General features: G+C 51.3%; 19 protein-coding genes. 9 read left to right on the forward strand and 10 right to left on the reverse strand.

All coding sequences use genetic code 11. The features are described 5' to 3' along the window. Nucleotides 1-11 precede the first annotated feature (11 nt). From ACM5QY_RS25280 to ACM5QY_RS25300, 5 genes are all read left to right on the forward strand, one after another. Entirely contained in the window at nucleotides 12-944 is a 933-nt protein-coding gene (locus ACM5QY_RS25280) for an ABC transporter permease (RefSeq protein ID WP_104925307.1), read from the forward strand. Beyond that, nucleotides 934-1,740: an ABC transporter permease gene (locus ACM5QY_RS25285; protein ID WP_104925235.1), complete on the forward strand. Its 807-nt coding sequence runs from the start codon at nucleotides 934-936 to the stop codon at nucleotides 1,738-1,740. The genes ACM5QY_RS25280 and ACM5QY_RS25285 overlap by 11 nt, the downstream gene beginning before the upstream one ends. 12 nt (nucleotides 1,741-1,752) lie before the next feature. Beyond that, the gene (locus ACM5QY_RS25290; RefSeq protein ID WP_416123435.1) at nucleotides 1,753-3,171 is read left to right on the forward strand and encodes a gamma-aminobutyraldehyde dehydrogenase; all 1,419 of its coding nucleotides are present in this window, start codon (nucleotides 1,753-1,755) and stop codon (nucleotides 3,169-3,171) included. Between the two features lie 466 nt (nucleotides 3,172-3,637). After that, complete coding sequence (locus ACM5QY_RS25295) at nucleotides 3,638-4,465, forward strand: acyltransferase family protein (RefSeq protein ID WP_416123375.1); 828 nt, start codon at nucleotides 3,638-3,640, stop codon at nucleotides 4,463-4,465. A 245-nt stretch (nucleotides 4,466-4,710) separates the two neighbouring features. Next, nucleotides 4,711-5,451 (forward strand): SGNH hydrolase domain-containing protein, encoded by a 741-nt coding sequence (locus ACM5QY_RS25300; RefSeq protein ID WP_416123376.1) that lies wholly within the window; start codon nucleotides 4,711-4,713, stop codon nucleotides 5,449-5,451. Between the two features lie 273 nt (nucleotides 5,452-5,724). On the opposite strand, the gene ACM5QY_RS25305 is transcribed toward ACM5QY_RS25300, so the two are convergent. The 4 genes from ACM5QY_RS25305 to ACM5QY_RS25320 form a co-directional block, all read right to left on the reverse strand. Next, a complete protein-coding gene (locus tag ACM5QY_RS25305) occupies nucleotides 5,725-5,916 on the reverse strand; it encodes a hypothetical protein (protein WP_416123377.1) in 192 nt (63 codons plus the stop codon). A gap of 75 nt (nucleotides 5,917-5,991) precedes the next feature. Beyond that, nucleotides 5,992-6,405, reverse strand: coding sequence for a hypothetical protein (locus tag ACM5QY_RS25310; RefSeq protein ID WP_416123378.1), 414 nt, complete (start codon nucleotides 6,403-6,405; stop codon nucleotides 5,992-5,994). 248 nt (nucleotides 6,406-6,653) lie between these two features. Continuing rightward, complete coding sequence (gene tehB, locus ACM5QY_RS25315) at nucleotides 6,654-7,289, reverse strand: tellurite resistance methyltransferase TehB (protein ID WP_416123379.1); 636 nt, start codon at nucleotides 7,287-7,289, stop codon at nucleotides 6,654-6,656. A 59-nt stretch (nucleotides 7,290-7,348) separates the two neighbouring features. Continuing rightward, a complete protein-coding gene (locus ACM5QY_RS25320) occupies nucleotides 7,349-7,930 on the reverse strand; it encodes a nuclear transport factor 2 family protein (protein ID WP_416123380.1) in 582 nt (193 codons plus the stop codon). A 108-nt stretch (nucleotides 7,931-8,038) separates the two neighbouring features. Between ACM5QY_RS25320 and ACM5QY_RS25325 the strand changes: the two genes are divergently transcribed. Next, nucleotides 8,039-8,923: a LysR substrate-binding domain-containing protein gene (locus tag ACM5QY_RS25325; RefSeq protein ID WP_416123381.1), complete on the forward strand. Its 885-nt coding sequence runs from the start codon at nucleotides 8,039-8,041 to the stop codon at nucleotides 8,921-8,923. Nucleotides 8,924-8,938: 15 nt separating this feature from the next. Here ACM5QY_RS25325 and ACM5QY_RS25330 read toward each other — a convergent pair whose 3' ends face one another. Then, nucleotides 8,939-9,463 (reverse strand): GNAT family N-acetyltransferase, encoded by a 525-nt coding sequence (locus ACM5QY_RS25330; protein WP_416123382.1) that lies wholly within the window; start codon nucleotides 9,461-9,463, stop codon nucleotides 8,939-8,941. A 230-nt stretch (nucleotides 9,464-9,693) separates the two neighbouring features. On the opposite strand from ACM5QY_RS25330, the gene fic reads away from it, so the two are divergent. Continuing rightward, nucleotides 9,694-10,794 carry a protein adenylyltransferase Fic gene (fic, locus tag ACM5QY_RS25335; RefSeq protein ID WP_416123383.1) on the forward strand — a complete coding sequence of 367 codons (1,101 nt, stop codon included), beginning with the start codon at nucleotides 9,694-9,696 and terminating at the stop codon, nucleotides 10,792-10,794. A gap of 108 nt (nucleotides 10,795-10,902) precedes the next feature. Here fic and ACM5QY_RS25340 read toward each other — a convergent pair whose 3' ends face one another. Together ACM5QY_RS25340 and ACM5QY_RS25345 are read right to left on the reverse strand one after the other, a co-directional pair. Then, a complete protein-coding gene (locus ACM5QY_RS25340; RefSeq protein WP_416123384.1) occupies nucleotides 10,903-11,232 on the reverse strand; it encodes a NirD/YgiW/YdeI family stress tolerance protein in 330 nt (109 codons plus the stop codon). A gap of 145 nt (nucleotides 11,233-11,377) precedes the next feature. Further along, complete coding sequence (locus ACM5QY_RS25345) at nucleotides 11,378-12,274, reverse strand: LysR family transcriptional regulator (protein WP_416123385.1); 897 nt, start codon at nucleotides 12,272-12,274, stop codon at nucleotides 11,378-11,380. Between the two features lie 114 nt (nucleotides 12,275-12,388). Between ACM5QY_RS25345 and ACM5QY_RS25350 the strand changes: the two genes are divergently transcribed. Both ACM5QY_RS25350 and ACM5QY_RS25355 read left to right on the forward strand, forming a co-directional pair. Further along, nucleotides 12,389-13,741, forward strand: a complete 1,353-nt coding sequence (locus ACM5QY_RS25350) for an MFS transporter (RefSeq protein WP_416123386.1) — start codon at nucleotides 12,389-12,391, stop codon at nucleotides 13,739-13,741. A 17-nt stretch (nucleotides 13,742-13,758) separates the two neighbouring features. Then, nucleotides 13,759-14,148 (forward strand): DUF4440 domain-containing protein, encoded by a 390-nt coding sequence (locus ACM5QY_RS25355; protein ID WP_416123387.1) that lies wholly within the window; start codon nucleotides 13,759-13,761, stop codon nucleotides 14,146-14,148. Between the two features lie 82 nt (nucleotides 14,149-14,230). Here the strand turns inward: ACM5QY_RS25355 and ACM5QY_RS25360 are convergent, their stop codons facing one another. The 3 genes from ACM5QY_RS25360 to ACM5QY_RS25370 are packed head-to-tail and all read right to left on the reverse strand — an operon-like array spanning nucleotide 14,231 to nucleotide 18,049. Beyond that, nucleotides 14,231-15,493, reverse strand: a complete 1,263-nt coding sequence (locus ACM5QY_RS25360; RefSeq protein ID WP_416123388.1) for a c-type cytochrome — start codon at nucleotides 15,491-15,493, stop codon at nucleotides 14,231-14,233. 15 nt (nucleotides 15,494-15,508) lie between these two features. Next, nucleotides 15,509-17,278 (reverse strand): GMC family oxidoreductase, encoded by a 1,770-nt coding sequence (locus tag ACM5QY_RS25365; protein WP_416123389.1) that lies wholly within the window; start codon nucleotides 17,276-17,278, stop codon nucleotides 15,509-15,511. A 45-nt stretch (nucleotides 17,279-17,323) separates the two neighbouring features. Next, nucleotides 17,324-18,049, reverse strand: coding sequence for a gluconate 2-dehydrogenase subunit 3 family protein (locus tag ACM5QY_RS25370; RefSeq protein ID WP_410148229.1), 726 nt, complete (start codon nucleotides 18,047-18,049; stop codon nucleotides 17,324-17,326). Nucleotides 18,050-18,897: the final 848 nt, after the last annotated feature.

Raw genomic sequence — 18,897 nt, forward strand, 5'->3', positions numbered from 1 at the left:
TGGATATCAGTATGACTCCTTACGAGAAGCGATCGCGGCGGGGCCGGGCGCTGGTGACATTCCTGCATCGTCGTCCCGGATTTTATCTGGCGCTGCTGCTGGTGCCGCCGCTGTTGTGGTTCGGTGCGGTGTATTTAGGCTCGCTGTTTGCGTTGTTGTGGCAGGGTTTTTATACCTTCGACGACTTCACCATGACGGTGTCCAACACGCTGACGCTGGCCAACTTGCAGGCGCTGTTTGATCCGGTGAATGCCGACATCATTATCCGCACCGTGACGATGGCGCTGCTGGTGTCATTTTTCAGCGCAGTGCTGGCGTTTCCGATTGCGTATTACATGGCGCGTTACATCACCGGCAAGAAAAAGGCGTTCTTTTATATCGCCATTATGATGCCGATGTGGGCGAGCTATATCGTCAAAGCGTATGCATGGACGCTGCTGCTTTCCAAAGGCGGCGTGCTGCAATGGTTCCTGGAGCATCTCGGGCTGGAACCGCTGCTGACGGCGGTGCTGAGCCTGCCGGGGATTGGTGGTAACACGTTATCGACATCCGGCATCGGGCGCTTCTGGGTCTTCGTCTACATCTGGCTGCCTTTTATGATCTTGCCGATTCAGGCCGCGCTGGAACGTCTGCCGCCGTCGCTGATTCAGGCGTCGGAAGATTTAGGCGCTAAGCCGTGGCAGACGCTGCGCTACGTGATTTTCCCGCTGGCGGTGCCGGGGATTGCCGCCGGGTCGATTTTCACTTTCTCGCTGACGCTGGGCGATTACATTATCCCGCAACTGGTGGGGCCGCCGGGGTATTACATCGGCAACATGGTGTATTCACAACAAGGTTCGATCGGCAATATGCCGATGGCCGCCGCGTTCACGCTGGTGCCTATCGTGCTGATTGCGCTTTATCTGTCGATGGTTAAACGATTGGGGGCTTTCGATGCACTCTAAACGCGCACCCTGGTTACTCAAGTTGTCCGCGTGGGGCGGGCTGGTTTTCCTGCATTTCCCGCTGCTGATCATTGCCGTCTACGCCTTTAACACCGAAGACGCGGCGTTCAGTTTTCCGCCGAAAGGTTTCACGTTGCACTGGTTCGCCGTGGCAGCGGGGCGTCACGATATTCTCGACGCCGTCTGGCTCTCGGTGCAAATCGCCTGCTACGCCACGATTATCGCGATGGTATTAGGCACGCTGGCGGCTGCGGCGCTGTATCGCCGGGATTTCTATGGCAAAAACAGCATCACATTATTGTTCATGCTACCGATCGCACTGCCGGGGATCATCACCGGACTGGCGCTGCTCAATGCCTTTCACGCCGCGCAAATCGAGCCGGGAATGCTGACCATTGTTATCGGCCACGCCACGTTTTGCATGGTGATTGTTTACAACAACGTGATTGCGCGCTTCCGGCGGATTACGCACAGCCTGATTGAAGCGTCGATGGATCTCGGGGCGGACGGCTGGCAGACCTTCCGTTACATCATTTTGCCCAATCTCAGCACCGCGCTGCTGGCGGGCGGAATGCTGGCGTTCGCGCTGTCTTTCGATGAAATCATTGTGACGACATTCACCGCCGGTCACGAACGGACATTGCCTATCTGGCTGCTCAATCAGTTGGGCAGGCCGCGCGAAGTGCCGGTGACGAATGTTGTTGCGCTGAGCCTGATGGTATTGACCATGTTCCCGATTCTGGGGGCGTGGTATCTGACAAGAAACGGGTCTGATGTGGCCGGTGACGGCAAATAATAAGGATAAATGATGCAAACGAACATGCTGATTAATGGTGAGCTGGTTGCCGGAGAAGGGGCGTCATTACCGGTTTTCAACCCGCATAACGGACAGGAAATTGTGCGTCTGGCGCAGGCCAGCGAACAGCAGACCCTACAGGCCGTGGATCTGGCGCATCGCGCATTTACGCAGTGGGGGCAAACCACGCCGAAATCCCGCGCCGGACTGCTGCTGGCGCTGGCCGATCGCATTGAAGCCAACGCCGAAGCGCTGGCAAAACTCGAATCCCTTAACTGCGGCAAACCTTATCATCTGGCGCTGGGCGATGAGATCCCGGCAGTCGCCGATGTGTTTCGCTATTTCGCCGGTGCCAGCCGTTGCCTGAACGGTTTAGCCAGCGGGGAATATCTGGCCGGGCATACGTCGATGATTCGCCGTGACCCGCTGGGCGTGGTGGCGTCTATCGCGCCGTGGAACTATCCGCTGATGATGGCGGCGTGGAAAATCGCGCCGGCACTGGCGGCGGGAAACTGTGTGGTGATCAAACCTTCCGAAATCACGCCACTGACGGCGCTGAAGCTGGGCGAACTGGCGCAGGATATTTTCCCGGCTGGCGTGCTGAACGTGCTGTTTGGCGACGGCCAGACGGTGGGTAACGCGCTGACGCATCACGATAAAGTGCGCATGATCTCCCTGACCGGTTCGGTCGCGACGGGCGAAAAGATTGTTGCGCAGGCCACCAGCGGCATCAAACGTACACACATGGAACTCGGCGGCAAAGCGCCGGTGATTGTTTTTGATGACGCGGATATCGATCAGGTGGTTGAAGGCGTGCGGACGTTTGGTTTCTACAACGCCGGACAAGACTGTACCGCCGCCTGCCGCCTCTACGTGCAGAAAGGCGTTTATGCCCGGCTGGTTGCCGCGCTCGGAGAAGCGGTTTCCACCCTGAAATTAGGCACTGATGAAAGCAGTGAAATGGGCCCGCTGGTTTCTGCGGCGCATCTCGAACGCGTCGAAGGTTTTGTTCAGCGCGCAAAACAGGTGCCGCATATTGAGGTCGTGACTGGCGGCGAACGCGTCTCGGGCGAAGGGTATTATTTCCAGCCAACGGTGCTGGCGGGCGCACGGCAGGAAGATGAAATCGTTCAGCGCGAAGTGTTCGGCCCCGTCGTCAGCGTGACGCAATTCGATACCGAAGAACAGGTTCTCGACTGGGCAAACGAGTCAAACTACGGGCTGGCCTCGTCAGTCTGGACGCAAAACATCGGCCGTGCGCACCGCCTCAGTGCCCGCCTGCAATACGGCTGCACCTGGGTGAATACGCACTTCATGCTGGTCAGCGAAATGCCACACGGCGGGCAGAAACAATCCGGCTACGGCAAAGACATGTCGATGTACGGACTGGAGGATTACACCGCGATCAGGCATGTGATGATAAAACACTGAGAATGAGGTAACTGGCTGTAATAGTTAACTAAACTATTCCGGCCAGTTTCTTATCGGGCATCTGTGGGGCATTGAAGTCGAAATTCTGATTAAGGACGGCAATCTGGTCACCATTTTGCTCAGCCATCCAATTTCCATAAACACTGAATACCATCTGCGCATTTGTGTGCCCCATCTGACTGGCAATGAAAGTAGGAGTTGCTCCAGTTTTAAAATTTGCTTAAACATATGGGCTTTCCGCATCATTTTTCAAAATACACATATAGTAGTTTAGTGCCGTTCCATTTATATATTAACTGCCAAGTTCTAATTACAAACAAAAGATTTAATCTTAACTAATTCTAAACAACTTTTGGCACAGTGACAAGTCTCATTGCAATATGTTAATATATAACAAGAAGGAATTTTGGGTTTTAGCTATTAGATATAACCATGACAAATAAAACACAAATTGGAAACGATGTTAATGTTTAGACTCGATATAAATGCACTTAGATTTCTGGCTGTAATATCAGTTGTTTTATTCCATTTTAAAATGCCTTATACCTCTGGTGGATACTCCGGTGTCGATATTTTTTTTGTGATATCTGGATATCTCATGCATCACATGCTTTCTAAAAATACGCTTAATCGAGAGAATATAATAATATTCTATAAGAGACAGTTCTCTCGTATATTTCCGGCGTTAGCAGTGTGCTTGTTTATATTCTCCATAGTTTCAACCATCCTAAGTCCGTTATCCCTTCTAAATAGTATCAGAAACCAGGTTCTTTCCGCAGCTACTTTCACGTCAAATTTATTTTTTACAAATGCACTTTCTAGCTATTTTTCACAAACAGCAGACAGTTATATTTTTCTTCATACTTGGTCATTGGGTTTGGAGTTCCAATATTATCTGATTTTTCCATTAGTTCTATTGGCTATACGGAAATTAAAATTTGATGAAAGTTTGGCAATAGCGTTTATTGCTGGGCTGTCTTTGATTTTTTGTTTGGTGATGGTAAACATTAATCAAACTGTGACATTCTATAATCTTCCATTCCGAGCATGGGAATTACTGGCAGGGGCTTACGCATCATCAATTGGCGATGTAGTAAAATTAAAACCTAAGACTAAAAAATTAGTCGAAGTTACCTGCATTTGTGGGATTTTGGCATTTGTCATTTTTGGAGATTCGCCTTCTTCATGGCCTGATGCAAAGGCAACTATACCAACCCTACTTACGTTCATTATTTTAATATTAAAAGTTGATAACGAATGTGTTGCCCTTAAAAATCCATTTTTTCAGGGATAGGGAAGTGGTCATATTCAATATATTTATATCATTGGCCACTAGCATCAATTTTAGTTACTCAGAATTTAGAAAGTAATAATATTTTAGTTTTAATATTCTTAGTTCTTTCGATCATTCTTGGATATTTATCATATAGGTTTGTCGAGAATAATAGGCGCATCCCTGCGATAACTATCGCCAGTTTAGCTCTAATAGCTATTTTAAGCCCGGTATTGGGTAAATATTTATACATACATGAAAAATGGATGGGTAAAAATGATCTTTTGTTGGACTCATATAGCAAGTACAATATTAAACCTCAATTTAACGGAAGCATAAAAAATCCGGCTAAAAGTTGTTTTTTGAGCAGCAAAAACCCTTCCATTGATGATTATGACTATAGTTTTTGTACTAATACAGAAAAACACAAAAAAACAATTTTATTATTTGGCGATAGCCATGTTGCGGAGTTTTCTAAAGCCATCAGAGAGAAGTACTGGAATTACAATATAATTCAAGCTACCGCATCTGGATGCCCGCCTATCATTAATGTGAAGGGCGACGGAACTTGTCAAACTTTATTTAAAATGGTATTTAACCAAATTATAAAGGAAAAGCAAATCGACATCGTTATAGTGGGTGCTAACTGGAGTGCTTTTGCTCTAACTAATGATGTCATTCCCGGAATAAAAGAAACAAACGAGTTACTCAAAGAAAAAATTCCTAGCGTTAAATTCATTAGCCAAACAAAGAACTTTCCTGCTGCACTTCCGATGCTAATCATGAATTCGAAAAATATTAGTGAAATAATTCCAGAGAAATCTAGTCGTGATTTTTATAATAAAATGAAGAAAGAACTACCATCAGTTGATTTTATTGACATCTATAATTACGGCTGCAAAAATGATAAGTGTATTTTATTAAACGACGACAATATACCCATGTTCTTTGATAACAATCATTACACATACGAATGGACAAAAAGTATTGTTAACGAATTGTTTTAGCTAAGATATTATTATCAGCTAATAACATTAATATCACACTATAGAGGCCACGTTGGCACATCAGACCTGATAAGGTCTCTGATACTGCAAACGGGCTGTCCAGTTGAATAGGGATATTCATACGCTCATTTTGGCTTTTTGTAGCGTTCACCCGGCAACCAGCATCTAAAAATATTGGCCCAATTAAGAGATAAGCCAATGAAAGTGCCGGGTGGGATAAAAATTAATGAGTAGGCCGCCATCGGGCGGCCTTCTGCATTTCTGAAGCGGAGCCTACGATGAACTGCTCAGGAAAATGATGGCGATAATGAACGAGACGACCGTCAGGGCTGCGAGTAAGCAGTTGCCGGGAGTCAGCAACTTGCTGTTGGTCTTGCTTCGGTGGTTTCGGAACAGTATCCAGATCATCACAATCCCGATGAGTATGAATATTATCCCGCCGGTCAGACTGGCAACTGAAGTCATGTATGAGCCCTCATCAGTTAAACCCTAATGATAGCTCATATTATTGAATCTATTCCCGAAGCAGGCGTGAGACCGTTACGCCTCGCCGGACGTTGCGATCTTTTTGCGGGCAATGTCGATGAACAGAATGCTGGCCGCAAACGAAATTCCTGATCCGATGATCATGGAAAGCAGATAAGAAGTGACGTAATTATATTCTTTATCTATCAATGTCTGTTGTTCAGAAATTAAATCAATGTTGTCCATGACATAACCCCGGGACAAAAAGAGCCCTGCCCACAGCGCGCCGCAGACAATGAAACAGGTGTAACAGACGTACGAGAATTTTTTATCAATATAATCAAGGTAGAACTTGGGATCTGAATAGGCCATTTTGAGAAGACCTAAAAAACAGCCCAGATAAATACCAATCAACCACTTCATTACGTCCCAGTTCATAGATGTCTCTGAATGTTGCCGCTGCGGCAGTAAACGATAGAAAGAAGCCATGTCCGGATGCCTCATTACGCATCGCCCAATAGCTGCCAAACCCCTAATAATTTGATTTTGCGTGGTTTTTGTCTGAAATGACGCGGCGTATTATCACACACACTTCAATATTCTGGCAAGATTGTTAGCGCTGTCGGGTGAGTGAAACAAGATAAAGAAAGTTCTAAATCACGGGGAATTAACCGAAAAAAAAGGGCCTCAGATTTTTCTGTCGGCCCTGTTTTGGTCATACACATTTTGATGCTTAATTAACGCTTTTTCGCCAGCAACGTCGCAAAACGCAGTTTATGGCGGTTGCCGTTTTCGTCGCGCTTATGCAGTTCACCGACATCTTCGTTGTATTTCACGATTTCCCAGCCAGCATAATAATTACACAGTTCTTCCGGTTTGAAGGTAAACGGGAAAGGCAGCGGGCACGGATAATCCGGGCTGTCCATCGCCGCGACAATCAGGTTGTAGCCGCCGGGTTTTGTCGCCGCATGCATGTCTTCGATGATGTGCGGAATGCTGTCGCGTTCCAGAAACATCATCACCACGGTGGAGAAAATAAAATCGTATTCGCCGCTGAAACGGTGCGAATTAAGATCTGCTTCACCGATCGAGATGTTTTGCAGTGATTCTGCGGTGATGATTTCATTCACTTTCGCGACGCTCAGCGCGTTGTGATCCCAACCGGTGACGTCAAAACCCTTCAGGTTAAGATAAAGCGAGTTACGCCCGCTGCCGCAGCCTAAATCCAGCGCTTTGCCCGGCTGGACGTGCTTTACGGCGTTGATGATTTCAGAGTGGGTGCGGGTCAGGCCGTATTTTTCGGTGTAATAATCTTCGTGCGCTAGGGTTGAGTCATCCCTGTTTCCTCTAATAGTGTATCGGCTATCCGCCATTATCCCCCAAAATGACGCCCACACCATTACCCTTAATAAGCAGCTTTATCGCCCAACATTTAAACCGCCAGCCAGACCTTCGCACTGGCTTTCATTTTGTGTTCCAGTTCGCTGCCACGCGTGGCAAATACGCGGCTCAGCGGAAAGCCACTTTTTTCCAGCATATAAGCCAGTGCTGCATATTCGCGCGGATACTTCGTCACGACGCTCTGGTCTATTTCCACCGGACCCAGCGGGAAGGTAAACGTGCCCATGTCGTACACACTCTGGCGGTGGAACAGTTTCCAGACGCCGTCGCGCTTTTCGGCCAGATCGTAAAAACGGTTATGACATTCACAGCCCAGATTGAGTTTGACGTTCTCGCCAATGATCATCGCGTTGGTTTCCAGGACCGCTTTGTCCCCGCTGGCGTTAAAGGTGACGACAGGGGAGCCAATCAGGTGTTTGGTGCGCAAATCCGACGCGCCCATACGCATTGAGCCATCAATAAAATCGCTCGCCAGCCCTTCAAACCAGGTGATTTCAATCGTGCCGTCCGGGTGGAATAAATTGCGCAGCTGATCCCATTCCCCCAGATCACGGTGCATCCAGCCATTCATCAGGTCATTAAGTTGCTGGCGGTCTTCAAGTTGATTTTGCATTTCGGTGACTCCGGTTAGTTGACGGTGTTCAGTTTGGTCGGGGAAGACGTTAAACTCAAATATATAGATTTGACTGAATAATCATTTTTAATGATTGGTGGGGTGAGTATGGATTTGCGTCATCTGCGCTACTTTTTGGCTGTCGCTGAAGAAAAGCATTTCGGGCGTGCCGCTGAACGGCTCAACATCGTTCAGCCCGCGTTAAGTATGCAAATCAAAGCGCTGGAAGCCGAACTGGGCGGCGCTTTGTTTATCCGGACCAGCCGCCACGTAGAACTGACGGAAGCGGGAATCCTCCTGCAGGCAGAAGCGCAGCGCACGCTGGACCAGGTGGAACATACGCGACTGGCCGTTGAGCGATCCCTGCGCGGGGAAACCGGCCGCGTCAGGGTCGGTTTCGCGGGCAATGCTATTTTCAGCGGTAAAATGACCCGTGATTTACGGCGTTTCCATAAAATGTATCCCAACGCGGAAATTGTGATTCAGGAAGTCGCGCCGCAAAAACAGGTGGAAGCGATCCTCGCCGGACAGCTGGATATTGGCTACACGCCGGATAACAGCACGACATCCGCAGCCGCCATCAGGGTGCAAAAGGCCGGAAGCTGGGAAATTATGGTGGCGCTGACGGACGATCATCCGTTAGCTGTTCATGCCTGTATTACCCTTGAAATGCTCGCAGAGCAGCCGCTGATTTTGTACGACGCGCACGATAGCCACGAGCATGTTTACCTCATGTTTGCGCAAAGGCTCGGGGATAAGTTTCGTGTCGCGCACCGTTCCGCCAGCACCCTGAGCGTACTGGCGATTGCCGCCGCCGGACTTGGGCTGGCACTGATCCCCGCGCCGGTTCAGCAGGTCAATATTCCCGGTCTGCTCTATCGCCGTCTGGATGCGCCGGAAATGATGGCCAATCTGGTGATCATCAGCCGTGTCGCAGAACCCGGCAACGCCGTCATGGCGTACCTCGAGATGGCAGCCCCGACGGTTTTGTGAGATGTTGTCACGCCGTTAATGTCCGCGATGATCGGTTTGCCGGTAAATATAACTGCCAACACCGTGAACCGGATCGCCCTGAAAACCCACTTTTTGCATACCGATTTTTTCCAGGACACGCTGTGACGCCAGATGGTTTTCACGCACCGTCGCGGAGATTTGCGGAATGCCAAAATGCTCAAAGCCGGAATTCAGCGCCGCGCTGGCAAATTCGGTCGCCAGCCCTTTACCCCACGCGGAAGTTGCGAAGCGGTAGCCGAGAAACACCCGGTGATTTTCGTAACCTTCGCGGACACTCAGCCCTCCAAACCCGATAATGTTGTCCGGGTGCGTATTCAGCGTAATCGCCCAGTGCCCGAAGCCCAAATCCGGCCATTCATGCAGCCAGCCGCGTAGCTTTTCACGGGCAAATTCGAGGTCAGGATAGGGGCCGCGCGGGTTGAACTGATTAGTCTGCGGGTCGCCGTAGAGGGCGAAAAGGGAATGGACATCATTGACCTCAACAGGCCGGAGCAATAACCGCGATGTTTCGATGAGCATAGTGAACGTTTTCCTCCCGTTAGCTGAAATCAATCTTAGCCTGAGCGGAGAACTCTGCCACTGTTTGTAAAGAATAAACGGTCTTTAAAACAAAAGAGAATGTGTTTATGCCATCGACATAATGCAGTAATATGTTTATAAAATCGTAATTTATCGACATATCATCAAAAAGTATTTATCGTATCGACATATCCTGAAAACGTGTCGATAAAAACGAGATAAATGAACTTATGTCATGGGATCCTGCAAAGCCTTTCAACCAACTTCCTCTTCTGCCGCCTGAAAATATCCAGGTGGAAACTGTGCCTGTATTAAAGGCATGTATCAGAGCCCGTGCCGCTCTGGCTGAATTGAAGCAGGCGGGTAATTTATTACCCAATCAGGGAATATTGATAAATCTGATCCCTTTGCTCGAAGCGAAAGACTCTTCAGAAATCGAAAATATCGTCACGACGACCGATCGTTTATTTCAGTTTTCTCAGGAAGATAGTCAGGCAGACCATGCGACGAAAGAAGCGTTACGTTATCGGAAAGCCCTGCATGATGGTTTCAAGTATCTGAAAAAAAAGCCATTGTGCATATCAACCGCGATTGGGATTTGTAGCACATTGAAAAATAGCGAAATGGATATCCGCAAGGTTACGGGAATTGCCCTGACAAGTCATGACCGACGCGTAGTTTACACGCCTCCGGCTGGCGAAAATGTCATACGTGATTTGCTGAGTAATTGGGAAAAATTTATTCATACAGAAGACGAATTGGATCCTCTGGTGAAAATGGCAATTTCACATTACCAGTTTGAAGCTATCCACCCGTTTTCAGATGGTAATGGCCGTACAGGGCGCATTCTAAATATCTTGTTCCTGCTGGAGAATGATCTGCTGACGTTACCGATTTTGTATCTGAGTCGGTATATTGTCGCAAATAAAAACGACTACTATCAGCTACTTCGTGGTGTGACAGCATCGGGTGAATGGGAGGCGTGGATATTATTCATGCTCGCAGCGGTTGAACAAACTGCTAAATGGACGACAGATAAAATCGCCGCTGTCCGCATTCTCATTGAGATAACCACCGGATATATCCGGGAATCACTGCCAAAAATTTACAGCTATGAGCTGGTGAAAATTATTTTTGAGCAGCCTTATTGTCGTATTTCAAACCTGATTGAGTTGGGCATAGCGCGACGCCAGACAGCCTCTGTTTATCTTAAACAGCTTTGCGATATCGGTGTTTTATACGAGATTTCTGTCGGGCGGGAAAAACTGTATGTCCATCCGAAACTTATCGAGTTGATGACAACAAACGATAATAGCGTCACGCCATATTGATGCTGGAAAATTACCATAATCTGCACAACGGAACTCTACCAAAGTGACCTTGTTATCTCCCAACAACAAGGTCATGGTAATACGCGGGTTACAGATGGAGAGGTGAAATTAGTTACCGACCACCACGTGGTCAACATCAATTTCTACGCGGCCATCATCTTTATCCACATCACCGATAATATGCACGGTTTTGCCGATCAACCGCCGTTCATCGTCGTCGTCATCATCGTCCACGTCGATGCGGATTTTGCCCGTACTGTCCTGGAACCAGTAGCGGTCGTCGTCTCCGGCGTAGCTGATGATTTTTCCTGTCAGCATCACCCGTGCATCGTCGCGCAGTGTTTTGGCCTGTGCCACGGTGACTTCACGGGTATGTGAATGATTCGCCAGGGCGAACATGGGAAACAACATAATAAGTAATGCACTTTTTTTAACCATTAAGGATCCATCCTTCCCTGCGGGAATGCTATTCCGAACCGGTCTGAAAGTGAACAAAAGCAACCGGTTTACGGCGGAAGCGGATTCTAATCCTGAACAGAATGTAAGTTAATCCTGCGGGGAAATTATCAGAGATTTCTTTCACTTATTCTGGATTTATCTGACCCTTCAGGAAATCAATAAACCGCCGCACTTTCTCGGGAACGTGGCGGGTGTTGGGGTAGAGCGCAAAAATCCCCTGGGGCGGAAAACGATGATCGGGCAGCAAATGACATAGGCGGCCCGTGTCGATTTCCGGCTGGACCAGCCAGTCCGGCAGCAGCGCGACACCGGCACCGTGCAGGGCGAACGCCAGCAGCGATGACGCGTTATCGGCGGTCACGACTGGCGGCGTGGTAACGCGAAACGGCGTTTGTCCGCCCTGCGTGGAAATCACAGGCCAGCTCACCGGCAACGGCAGGCGACTGTGGGCAATCCATTTTGTCTGTGCGAGCTGTTGCAGATTTCCGATGTCGCCGTGTTCACGTAAAAACGCCGGAGATGCCACCGGCAATATGTCAAAACTGCCCAGCGCGGCGGCATGATGGCTGGAATCTGCCAGTTGTCCGAGGCGTATCGCCAGATCGAACCGGCCTGAAATCAGGTCATCGTGATGTGAAGACGCAACATGCTGAATGCGTAATTGCGGATGCAGTGCCGCAAACGCTGCCAGCGCCGGAACCACCACGCGCGCGCCGTATTCCGGCGTACTGGTGATCCGCAACTGACCGCTCAGCCCGCCGTGATCGCGCCGCACATCATCGAGCACGGATTCCGCGTCCTGCAATAAGATCCGGCAACGTTCATAAAAGCGCTCGCCGGAATCGGTCAGCGCCAGACGTCGCGTGCTACGGGTAAGCAGCGCGACGCCGGTTTCAGTTTCGAGCTGCTTAACGTTAAAACTCACCACCGCTTTGGTCAGCCCGAGGGTTGCCGCCGCGCCGGTGAAACTGCCCGCCGTCACCACGGCCACGAAAATCTCCAGACGTTGTAAATTCAGCATGCCGAAGCCTTTTATTGTCAAAATTATTTTGACAGTGTAACGGTTATGCGCCCGTATATCAGCCGCCATTTCTCCGTTACATTGCCCGCCATTCAGGGTGAAGGAGAGAATCAAATGCAGTACCGCACGCGTGTGGCCATTGTGTATCTGCTGGGATTTTTCGTTGATCTGATCAACATGTTTATCGCCAATGTGGCGTATCCCGGCATCGCCCGGCATTTTGACGCGCCGGTCAGTGCGCTGGCCTGGGTCAGTTCCGGGTATATCCTCGGGCTGACGCTGGTGATCCCGCCCAGCCGCTGGCTGGCTTCGCGGCTGGGTGCACGTCGCGTATTCACCGTTTCTCTGGCGATGTTTATGCTGGCGTCGCTCGGCGCGGCGGGTGCCGAAAGCCTGACGACGCTGACGGTCTGGCGGATTGTGCAGGGGCTGGGAGGCGGTTTGCTGATCCCCGTCGGGCAAACGCTGGCCTACGCACTTTATCGCAGTCACGAACGCGCACGGCTCTCTGCGGTGATCATGCTGGTTGGCCTGCTGGCACCGGCGCTGTCGCCGGTAGCGGGCGGCATCATCGTGGATCACCTGAACTGGCGCTGGGTTTTTGTTGCCAGTTTGCCGCTGGCGCTGCTCGCCTGGGTTCTGGCGTTGTGCTGGTTGCGCGAGGTTCCGGCTGAACCTGCGGTGCGCTTTGACCTGCGCGGTTTTTTGCTGGCCAGTCTCGGGCTGGCGCTGATTTTATCCGGCCTGACACATCTGGGAGAACGCAGCGGATTGCCCGCAGGCAGCGCGTTATTGCTGGCAGGCGCGGCGTGTCTTTACGCTTTCGTGCGTGATGCGCGCAGGCGACACAATCCGCTGCTGGATTTGTCACTGGTCAGGGAACCGCTGCTGCGCACCGCGATGATAATTTACCAGTGCATCCCCGGTATTTTTACCGGCGTGAGCCTGATTGCGATGCTGTTTCTGCAGGATGAAATGCAGTTTTCTGCCGCGCAGGCGGGCGGCCTGATGGTGCCGTGGTCGGTGGCGTCGTTTGCGGCCATCGGGCTAACCGGCAAAGTGTTTAACCGCACCGGCCCGCGCGCGTTGTTTATCCCCGGCTGTCTGGTTCAGGGCGGCGGTATTGCGCTGCTGGCGTGCATGACCGTTTATCCGCAGGCGTGGCTGGCGGTGGCGGCGTTCACGCTGATGGGGTTCGGCAGCAGTTTGTGCAGCAGTACGGCGCAGAGCTGCGCATTTTTACACATCGCCGCGCCGCAGCTGGCCGACGCCAGTGCATTGTGGAACATCAACCGCCAGCTGAGTTTTTGTCTTGGCGTGACGGTGATCAGCGTCCTGCTTAATCTGTTGCAGGCGCATCTGCCGCAATATGCCTACGAAGTGAGCTTCGGGCTGGCGGCGGTGAGCGTGCTGGTTCCGGTGATATTTTGCCTGAGATTACCGCGCGGGGCGGTGGTGCAGGAATGAAAACGACAGGAGAAAAGATGAACCGTTTTGTGAAAGAAGTGTTTGATGCACATGAACTTATCCGGCAATGGCTGGGTGATGCAGATTCACCGCAGGCGATTTGTGATGAATTGCTGGCGCGGTTTAGCGCGGAATATTCGATGGTGACACTCACCGGACACCGGCTGGATTGCGCGGCGTTACGCACATTTTTCACCGCGCAGCACGGAGCGAAATCGGGGCTGGAGATTCAGGTTGAGCAGCCGGTCGTGATGGCGGAAAGTGAATTATCCGCCGTGGTAACGTATCAGGAACGTCAGCAATTGCAGGGGCAGGCGGCGACATTACGTTATTCGACGGTGGTATTCCGCGTGGACGGGCAGGGCAAAATCCTGTGGCGACATCTGCATGAAACAGCGGCGGGCTGATTGCTGGCGTACAGACGAAAAAACGGCCTTCCCGCAGGAAAGCCGTTTTGATTTGAAACACGATATTGGGCTGGCAACGAAATCAGTGCGTCAGCGTTTTTCTGACTTCACTGACGTCTTTCGCTGTCACCGCGGGTGCGTTATTGCTCCAGCCCTGACGGATAAAGGTCGACAACTGCGCCGCTTCTTCATCGGTCAGACGGCCCGCAAAGCCCGGCATCGCCAGCGTTGACGGTGCGCGTGCGGTTGACGGTTGCTGAGCACCGGCGAGGATCGTGTGGATCAGACCGGTCGGATCTTTCGCATTCACAATCGTTGCCTGATCCAACTGCGGGAACACGCCCGGCGCGCCTTTGCCGGTGACAAAGTGGCAGGCGCTGCAATTATCCAGATACAAACGCTCGCCTTCGCTGAGGTTCTTCGCCGCCGTCAGTTTGGCTTCGGTCGCGCTGGCTTTCTGCGTGTCCGGTGCCGGAACCGGCGGATTGCCGCCCAGGAATTTGATGTACGCGGCAATGGCTTTCAGATCTTCATCGGTCATGTGCGCGGTGCTGTTCTCCACCACCGACGTCATTTCACCGCCCACGGCCGCTTTGTTGTTGCGTCCTTTGCCCAGATAATCAACGATTTCCTGCTGATCCCAGTGCGCCACGCCGCGCAGCGACGGAACATCCCAGTTATTCAGACTGCCGCCCGCGAGGAAATCAGCGTCGCTACTGTCCAGCGCCTTCTCGTTCATCCCCAGACCGCGCGGCGTGTGGCAACTGCCGCAGTGCCCGAGGCTTTCCACCAGATACGCGCCACGGTTCACTTCGGCAGATGCGCCGCCAATCGGCTGGAACGGTTTATCGGACGCGAACGCCCAGTTCCAGAAACGCATCCCCCAGCGCTGGCTGAACGGGAAACTCAGATCTGTTTCCGGCGGCTGTTCAGCACTCGGTTTCACGCCCTGCATGAAGTAAACGTAAAGCGCGTGCATATCTTCATCGTTGATTTTGGCGTAATCCGGATACGGCATCGCCGGGTACAAACGGGTGCCGTCCGGCAGCACGCCTTTACGCACGGCGTCTGAGAATTGCGCTTGCGTATAACTGCCGATTCCGTGATCTTTATCCGGCGTAATATTCGTCGAATAAATGGTACCCAGATTCGAGTTAATCGCCAGTCCGCCGGAAAACGCCGGTTTACCCGCCACCGTATGGCACGCGCCGCAGTCACCCAGACGCGCGACGTACTCGCCCTGTTTGATGAGCTGCGCGTTGTTAGCGTCATCAGCCTGCGCATTTGCCATCAGCCCGGCGCCCAGCAGTAGGGCGTTCGCGATAAATAAACGTTTAAGTTTCATCCTGTTCATCTCCGCTTATGCCTGAACCAGTGGACCTGGGTTTTTCAGATACTGATCTTTAATCGCCTGTGCGGCCATCAGCGTGATGGCCCCGATGGTGTCCGTCGGGTTCGCCTGGAAGTTCTGCGGGAAGGCATTACCGCCCGGCACAAAGACGTTATGCACATCCCAGCTTTGCAGGAACTTGTTCAGCGCGGAGGTTTTCGGGTTATCGCCCATGACCGCGCCGCCGACGTTGTGCGTCGAAACGTATTTGGTCAGGTCAAAGTGTGCGTCCATCGGCAGGAAGCTTTCGCTGTAGCTGTCCGGGTTCAGCTCTTTGGTGATATTGCCCACGATCCCTTTCAGGTATTGCTGAAGTTTGAGTTCGTTCTGTTTCCAGTCGAAGGTCATACGCAGCAGCGGATAGCCATATTCATCTTTGTAGTTCGGATCGAGATCCAGATAAATATCGCGATATGACTGGCAGGTGGTGGTGATGCTGATTTTCATCGAATGGCCGTACCACTCTTCCATGCCTTCTTTCCAGCCAGTGCCCCACGCCGGTGTGCCTTTTGGCAAAGACGTGCTGATTGGCGTGCCGGTGGCCTGAGAACTGTGGATTTTCGCGCCGCCGATAAAGCCCAGAGCAGGGCCATCGAAATTGCCCGGAGAGATATCGTTGATCATCTGGCCTGTTGCGCCTGCGGTGGCGAACGGATTGAAGTTTTTATCTTTGAAGAACAACGTTGAGCCGCCGTTGCTCAGGAACGCGTAGTTACGGCCAATCACGCCTTCTTCGGTGATCGGGTTGTAAGGTTTGCCGATCCCGGAAAGCAGCATCAGGCGGACGTTACAGAACTGGAAGCTGCTCAGCACCACGATTTTCGCCGGCTGGAAGCACTCGTTGCCCTGCGCATCCCTGTAGATCACGCCTTTGGCGGTTTTCTTGTCGTCATGCAATTCGACTTTCAGCACGTTGGCGTGGACTTCATAAGAGAAGTTGTCCATGCGTTTCAGGGCGTCCATGACCGCCGTCTGCGGCGAGGCTTTCGAGTAGTTCAGGCACGGATATTTACTGCAATAACCGCAGTAGTTGCACGGCGCGATCTGGTTACCGTACGGGTTGGTCCAGGCGCGGGACACACAGGCAGACGGGTTCGGGAACGGGTGATACCCCATCTTTTTCGCCACTTCGGCAAACATGCTGCTGTTGAGCGTATCTTCCAGCGCAGGCAGCGGATACGGCTCGGAGCGTGGCCCTTCAAACGGGTCGCCGCCTTCCATAATCTGGCCGCGCAGGTTGCCGGTTTTGCCCGACTGCCCGCAGATGTGCTCAAACTTGGTGTAATACGGCTCGATTTCATCCCAGGTGAACGGGAAATCCATGATCCGCATGTCTTCCTGCAAAATGCCCGGTTTGTACGCCTCATCGGCATACGTTTTGAGCTTCAAATCGGTCGGCGTAGGGCGGATAAGAACGGCCGTCCAGTGCAGACCGGAACCGCCAACGCCCGTGCCCGGCGCAAATGCACCCCATTTACGGGTCGGCAGCGCGGTTTCGCTCATGTTGTAACGCACGGTCACCGCCGCTTCGGCGGGCGTCGCCATCACTTTGTTGCGTACGGCGTAGGCGTATTCATCCGCCGGTTTCGGGTAAGCAAATTCTTCGTACCCGCGATCGCCGCCGCGTTCAAGTGCGCGCACGGTCAGACCGGCCATTGCCAGCTCGATGCTCATCAGCGAGCCCGCCCAGCCGAGGCCGACGACGACAACGTCGACTTCTGGTTTAATTACTTGTGCCATCTTTAATCCTGTCAGTCATCAGAAAACGGAAATAGGCTCCGGCGCTCAGGCGCGGGCACCTTGCAGACTCACCGGCCCCAGCGGATAAGGGACGTTGTGTTGCTTCACCCACTCCGTAAAGCTGGCGCGCGCACCGGGGAATCCGATGGCAATCCACGCTTTCATGCCTTTGTTGCCGCCATAAATCGGGTCTGCCAGATAGCCATGTTTGGTATCGGAAAGCAGTTCGCCGAAGAATTGCGACGCGACCAGATTCTCTTCGCCCATATCGGCAAAACGGATGCCGTTTTTCTGAAGCTGCGTCAGGGCGTTGTCTTTGTCCTGATCCGAGAGCGCATGGAAGTCTTTCTGATGATTTTGCTGACACCAGCTGTTCGCCAGGCGAATACCGGTTTTGTAGATTTGCTGAGGACGGAAGGGGATCTGATACCCCATAGTCGCGGGCGCGTGAACGTTAAACGGCCCCTGCATATAGATTTCTTCGCCGAAATCGCCGTGCATTTGCTGATCGATAAAAATCGGCACATTGGTTTCAAGCGCGCCGGGCGCTTTCCCTTTGCCTCCTGCGGGGATCAGACGGTCAGCGGCGGCCATAATAAACTGCCACTCATCCGCGCTGAAAAACACGGGTTTATAATCGAGTAAATCCGGGGCAGCCATTTCAGCAGCCTGCGCCGCGGACAACCCTTTCATCATGATGGTGCCGACAGGCAATGCCATCAGCGACCCAAGTAAAAACTTGCGACGGGTAGTTTTCTTTTGAAGGAGCATAGGATGACGACTCTCACATGCCTGATGTTAAGTTTGGGTTAATTGTTATTATTTTGGGTACAAATTTATAATATCACCGCTACATTTAAAATAAATGACTAATTTCCACAATGAATGTGAGGAAGAGATGTTTATTATGTTTTTCAGATGTCAGTGGTGAGTTTAAATTTCATATATAACATTGAGTTATGATTGTTTAATTTGGATGTGAAGTTGCGGGGATTTAGCATTTCTTATCAAAGAATAACGCCGGTAAATTCCGGTTAAATTTAGATTAATATAATTTCGGAAGGAAAGTTCATGTTATTTGTTGATATAAATGTTACCTAACATTTTTAACATTTAGAAAATGGAATAAATTTAATGTTTATATTTAAGGTCAATGCCAAGACCTTGGGTTGCCACCCAAACTGGCTTCAAGGGCTTCACACAGATTTGTGTAAGTTTCGGTTTTTCAATTGCAGTGATCGCTCAGGCCAAGACCTTGGGTTGCCACCCAAACTGGCCTTAAGAGGCGCCTATCGCCGCGCCTCTTAAGAATCTCCGGCTCTTTAACTGCGCGCTATCGCTTGCTGGCTATGTTTCAGAAACTCCTCTTATTGCCGCAAACGCCGCCGCTGCGCGGTCCTCTCGTTTCGGGTTCGAACCAGCTCGGAAAAGACTCTCGCCGTTTCTCACCGCTCACTCCACGTCGTTTTGAAAGCGGCCAATGGCTATGTAATTCGGAAGAATGATGTAGGGTGGTTTTGATTTTGAATTAAAAATGCCTCCAGCCGCTTTCAGAAAACTTGCTGAATGAGTGTTTCGAGACCTTAGTCTCGAAGACCGAAATGAAGGTACCGCGCAGC

Origin of the sequence: Rahnella sp. PCH160 (genome assembly GCF_047784855.1) — a bacterium.
Classification (GTDB): Bacteria; Pseudomonadota; Gammaproteobacteria; order Enterobacterales; family Enterobacteriaceae; genus Rahnella.